Annotated in this window: 5 protein-coding genes; all 5 read right to left on the bottom strand. The window is 64.4% G+C overall.

Annotated elements, in window-relative coordinates:
- Window positions 1–107: 107 nt before the first annotated feature.
- Window positions 108–1070: an ACP S-malonyltransferase gene (locus QZ079_RS07860; RefSeq protein ID WP_297037285.1), complete on the bottom strand. Its 963-nt coding sequence runs from the start codon at window positions 1068–1070 to the stop codon at window positions 108–110.
- On the bottom strand, window positions 1058–2002 hold the full coding sequence (fabK, locus tag QZ079_RS07855; protein WP_297037282.1) for an enoyl-[acyl-carrier-protein] reductase FabK: 945 nt from the start codon (window positions 2000–2002) through the stop codon (window positions 1058–1060). The genes QZ079_RS07860 and fabK overlap by 13 nt, the downstream gene beginning before the upstream one ends.
- Window position 2003: 1 nt before the next feature.
- A complete protein-coding gene (locus tag QZ079_RS07850) occupies window positions 2004–2234 on the bottom strand; it encodes an acyl carrier protein (protein WP_291288393.1) in 231 nt (76 codons plus the stop codon).
- A 62-nt stretch (window positions 2235–2296) separates the two neighbouring features.
- A complete protein-coding gene (locus QZ079_RS07845) occupies window positions 2297–3256 on the bottom strand; it encodes a 3-oxoacyl-ACP synthase III family protein (protein WP_297037279.1) in 960 nt (319 codons plus the stop codon).
- Between the two features lie 924 nt (window positions 3257–4180).
- Window positions 4181–5441, bottom strand: a 1261-nt coding sequence (locus QZ079_RS07840) for an NAD(P)/FAD-dependent oxidoreductase (protein ID WP_297037277.1), incomplete at its 5' end; no start/stop codon positions are given.

Raw genomic sequence — 5441 nt, 5'->3', positions numbered from 1 at the left:
CCCTGCACGAGCAAATGCTTGCCCCTCTGCGCGGCCGATGCCGCGTGAGCCTCCGGTGACGAGCGCGCACCGGCGCTGCTGTGTTGCCTGCTCTGCCATGGAACCTCCTAGTTTGCGGGCGTTTGCCCGGCTGCCTCGAGCTCGGCGAGCACCGTATCGAGCTCTTCGGGCGTTTCGCACGAAAGGGTCTTGATGCCGCTCAACGTGCGCTTCACAAGGCCGGTAAGCGTTTTCCCGGGACCGACTTCGACGAACGTGTCGATACCGCGGCGTTCGAGTTCATGCAAGGTGTTCACCCACTGGACGGGGTGAGATGCCTGCGCAGCGAGCGTCTCGGCGCGCTCTTGGGCGGCCGCCTCATCTGAACCGCTCGGGTAGGGGGCGGCGGTGAGATTCGCGATGACGGGGATGCGCGGAGCGGCGAATTGAACGTTGCCGTCCAGATAGGCTGCAAGTTCGCGCGAAGCCTGCTCCATATACGGGCTGTGGAACGCGCCCGAGACTGCGACGGGCATACTGCGCCCGCCAGCGGCTTTCACAAGGACATCGAGCGCTTCGAGTGCTTCGGGCGAGCCCGCCACGACGGTCTGTTTAGGACTGTTGTAGTTCACCGGCCACGCTTCCCCCGCCTCGCGCGCCAAGTGCTCGACCGTTTCCGCATCGAGCTTGAGCACAGCGCGCATGGAGCCGGGATGCCTCCTCGCCGCTGCGTCCATGAATCGGGCGCGGTGGCAGACGAGCTCGAAGCCCTGTGCGTCGCTCAGAGCGCCCGCGAAGGTGAGCGCGGCGACCTCCCCCAGGGAGAATCCGGCGACGGCTGCCGGCGTTATGCCGTGAGCCTCGAGCGCCCTGGCGCAAGCGAGGTCGCAGGCAAATGCGCAGGGCTGCGTGTTGGCGGTCTGGTTGAGCTCATCGGCGGTGCCGCTGAAGCATTGGTCGCTCGTACCGGGGCGTAGGGCGTCCGCCGTGGCGAAGACCGCTTGCGCGGCAGCCTCGCGTTCGGCGAGCGCAGCGCCCATGCCGGGATGCTGGGCGCCCTGGCCGGCGAAGAGAAAGGCTACGCCACCCATTGCGCCGCCCCCTTGAGGAGCGCCTCGGCGCCGCCCACGATATCATCGACGATCTGCGCGGCGCTCTGGCGCTCGTGGACGAGGCCGGCAACCTGTCCGCACATGAACGAACCCTCCTCGTAGTTGCCGTCCTTCGCCGCCTTGCGGAGCGCGCCGGCACCCATCTGCTCGAGCTCCTCGATCGGGGCTCCCTCGTTTTCACGCTTGGCGAAGGTGTTGGTGAAGGGCGTCTTGAGGCAGCGAACCGCATGGCCGGTACGGCGACCGGTGACGAGTGTGGAGATGTCCTTGGCCTTGAGCACGCGCTCCTTGTATTCCTCGGAGACGGTGCATTCCTCTGCCACGAGGAAGCGCGTACCCACCTGGACGCCGCGCGCCCCGAGCATGAAAGCGGCGGCCATGCCGCGACCGTCGGCGATGCCGCCCGCCGCGATGACGGGGATGTTTACGGCGTCGACAACCTGCGGGACGAGCGCCATGGTGGTGGCGTCTCCCACGTGTCCGCCGCTTTCGCCGCCTTCGGCGATCACGGCAGCGGCGCCGGCGCGCTCAACGATACGGGCAAGCCCCACGGACGCGACGACGGGAATGACCTTGATACCAGCCTCGTTCCAGGCCTTCATGTACTTCACGGGGTTGCCGGCGCCCGTCACGACCACGGGTACGCGCTCTTCGATGACGACCTGGGCGACTTCATCTGCAAACGGGCTCATGAGCATGACGTTCACGCCGAAGGGCTTATCCGTCTTGGCACGGAGCGCCTGGATTTCGGAACGGAGCCACGCGGCGTTCGCATTCATCGCGGCGATGATGCCAAGGCCGCCCGCTTCAGATACCGCCGAGGCGAGGGAGGCGTCGGCGATCCATGCCATGCCGCCCTGGAAGATGGGCTTTTCGATGCCCAGCGTCTCGCAGATGGGGGAGCGCAGCATCTTAGTTCTCCATGAGCGACTCGATGAGCTCGACGAGCTCGCCCACGGTCTCGGGGTTGGACTCGGTCTCGATCTCGATGCCGAACTCATCCTCGCAGGCGATGACCGCCTCGACGGTCGCGAGGCTGTCGAGGCCGGCGTCGGCGAGCTTGGTGTCGAGCGTGAGCTCACCCTCGGTGCCGCCGTTGTCGCGGATGATGGTGCAGATGCGATCGAACGTGGTGTTTGCCATGATGGTTTCTCCTTTTCTATCTTCCTCGCGCGGGATGCGCGGAGGCTACGTTGTGTGCCGGGTTACTCCCAGCGAATGAGGGACGAGCCCACATCAAGGCCCGCGCCGAAACCCACGAGCGCGATGAGGTCGCCGGGGTGCAGCTCGCCTGATCGAGCGAGCACGTCGAGGGTATAGGGGATGCAGGCGCTCGAGATATTGCCCGTTGTGCGCAGCGTGCGCGCCATGCGACCATCCTCGATGCCGAGTCGTTGAGATGCGGCGGCGAGGATACGGTCGTTCGCTTGGTGGAATACGAAGTGGTCGATATCCTCGAGTTCGATATGTGCGGTTTCGCAGAGCTTGTGCACGGCATCGCAGATGGCATTGACGCCGAACTTGAAGACGCGGCGGCCGTTCATGGCGAGCATGCTTTGCGGGGATCGCATGGAGGCGAAGGGCGAGGTGCCGGGTACGCCGGGAACGGAGAGCGCGGCGGTATCGGGAGCGGTCGAGAGCTCGATGGCGAGCGGGCTTGCGCCTCCGGCCTCAATCACGCACGCAGCGGCTCCGTCGCCGAACAGTACGCATGTGGCGCGATCTGTCCAGTCGAGCAAGCGCGACATCTGCTCTGCGGCGACGATCAGGGCGCGCCTCGCTCTGCCTCGTGCAAAGAAGCCGTCTGCGATATCGAGCGCGAAGACGAAACCGGCGCAGGCAGCGGACACGTCGAAAGCCGGGCAGGAAGCCCCGATTTGCTCTGCGATGGCGCAGGCCTGCGCAGGTAGGATATGGTCACCCGATGTAGTCGCGCACACGATGAGATCGAGTTCCGATGCCGTGACGTCGGCCGCTTCAAGAGCGCGAAGGCTTGCGGCGCATGCAAGGTCGTCAAGCGTTTCGAAAGTGCATACGCGGCGTTCCTTGATGCCGGTGCGCGTGAAGATCCACTCGTCGGTGGTGTCGAGGAACTGCGAGAGATCGTCGTTCGTTATGCATCGCTCGGGTAGGGCAGAGCCCGTTCCGATGATATGAAAAGACATGAAAGCCTCGCTTTGCAATAGTTATTGACGTTTTATTAATAAACGTCAACCACACATACGCTAGCAAAGCTCTGGCATGAGGGCGTCCCGCACATCGAAAATTGCGTGCCGCGTCACGCTTTATCCATGTTTGACGAATGGTCAACGACGCTGAGCGCACACGGCCGCCCCGGTGTTCCGCTTCGCTTGTCCTCGTAAGAGGGCTTCGCCCTCTTGCTGCGGAATCGCCCAGCGGAACACCGGGGCTACCGTGCGCGACAAGTTCGTTTACCAGTTCATTTCCATTCAGGAGCGCAAGGCTTTCAGCGCCCGCGGCATCCCGCCTTCCAGCGAGCGAGAATCTGAGTCCTGGACGGAAATTCTCACGCGCGCGGCATCTTGATTCCCAAATCGCGCCAAACGAACGGTTTTCGGGGGGATGGCGAAGTAGCGCGCACATGTCCGATCCCCGTACCTGCCGTTTCATCCGGTGAAATCGTCCGGTTACTTCGGCAGTACCGTGAAAACTGTTCATTTGGACCGATTTGGGAAATGGGGTCACCTGCGAGCTGAAAACCCGTTGTTGCCGCCAAACCTCACGCGTCATCCCGCGCGAAACGGTAACACCACGGACTTCCAGAGCCGAAAACGGGCTTCGCGCGACCGTGGTGCTACGGTTTGCCGAAATGGGAGCCCGAGTCCCGGACTTAGTTGCCCCCCCAGGGAATGAGTCGCGGCGCCAACCTCCGGTACCCTTCCTCACTCTAACCTCACCCGCAAGGACGACGGCGACCTTTGCGCCGCGTCGCTGGTCGAGGTTTGTTGCGGGTAGGTGTGCCGGACGGGCGCCCCGGCTTCACTTTGAGCGATTCCGCAGCAATGAGGCGTCAGCCTCATTGCGAGGACAAGCGAAAAGAGAAGCCGGGGCGCCCGTCCGGCACGGGGTTATCGATTCGCAAGCTCCCTCAGTACCGCCTCGGCGCAGCGGATGCCGTCGGTGGCGGCACTCATGATGCCGCCCGCATAGCCAGCGCCCTCGCCACAGGGATAGAGACCCGGTGCGCCGAACGCAACGCAATCACGGCCGCGTACAACGGTGACCGGCGCGCTCGATCTCGATTCCACGCCGGTCAGCACGGCGTCGGTGGCGTCGAATCCCTTGAGTTTGCGTCCCAGCAGGGGGATACCAGCTCGAAGCGTATCGATGATGTGGCGGGGCAACGCGTTATCGAGGGCGGTCCAGGTAACGCCGAGCGGGTAGGTGGGCATAATCGCCCCGGAGTCCGTGCTGGCGGTTCGCGCAAGGAAGTCGCCTACGAGCTGCGCCGGCGCGCGGTATGCTCCGCCGCCGAGGTCGTAGGCGGTGCGCTCACAGGCTCGTTGGAGCGCGATGCCCTCGAGGGGGTCTGCTCCAGGGAGGTCTTCAGGCGTGACGTTCACCAGCAACGCGGAGTTCGCGTTTTCACCCGCGCGCGCATGGAGGCTTGCGCCGTTCGTCACCACCCCCTCCGGCTCCGACGCCGCAGCGACGACTTCTCCGCCCGGGCACATACAGAACGTGAAGAGGCTGCGGTCTCCCACATGGGCAACGAGCTTATAGGGCGCGGCGCCCAGTGCTGGGTTTCCCGCGAAACGTCCGTATTGCGCCCGGTCGATGGCCGATTGGGCATGTTCGATGCGTACGCCCATCGCAAACGTTTTCCGTTCAAGTTCAAAGCCCCGTTGCTTGAGGAGCTCGAATACGTCGCGTGCAGAGTGTCCGCAGGCAAGGATGAGCTGGTTGCAGGGGATACGTTCCTCTTGGGCAACGCCGTCCGCCTGCGTCTCGACGCGGATGGCGCGCACGCCGCCGGAGCATCCGCCGGTTCGCTCGATGTCGACAAGACGTGTGCGGAAACGAACCTCGCCCCCGAGCTCGCGAATGCAGGCGACGATGTTCTCGACAACGGTGGGAAGAATATCGGAACCCACATGGGGCTTGGCGTCCCAGAGGATATCGCGCGGCGCGCCGGCGGCAACAAGTGTTTCGAGGATACGCCGATGCGCCGGGTTCTTCGTGCCGGTGGTGAGCTTGCCGTCCGAGAAGGTGCCGGCGCCGCCAAGACCGAATTGGATGTTGCTCTCGGGGTCGAGCTCTGCGGTTCGATAGAAGTGCTCGATCGCCTGCTCCCTGCGGCTCGCGTTGTCGCCGCGTTCGAGCAGAAGC

Source organism: uncultured Enorma sp. (assembly GCA_905210055.1).
In the GTDB taxonomy this organism is placed as follows: domain Bacteria; phylum Actinomycetota; class Coriobacteriia; order Coriobacteriales; family Coriobacteriaceae; genus Enorma.
This window is presented reverse-complemented; position numbering and strand designations above follow the sequence as displayed.

What these genes read in the sequence shown, in the direction of transcription:
- fabK (WP_297037282.1), bottom strand. Translation starts at nt 2,002, where the DNA reads ATGCTGCGCTCCCCCATCTGCGAGACGCTGGGCATCGAAAAGCCCATC.
- QZ079_RS07845 (WP_297037279.1), bottom strand. Translation starts at nt 3,256, where the DNA reads ATGTCTTTTCATATCATCGGAACGGGCTCTGCCCTACCCGAGCGATGC.
- QZ079_RS07860 (WP_297037285.1), bottom strand. Translation starts at nt 1,070, where the DNA reads ATGGGTGGCGTAGCCTTTCTCTTCGCCGGCCAGGGCGCCCAGCATCCC.
- QZ079_RS07850 (WP_291288393.1), bottom strand. Translation starts at nt 2,234, where the DNA reads ATGGCAAACACCACGTTCGATCGCATCTGCACCATCATCCGCGACAAC.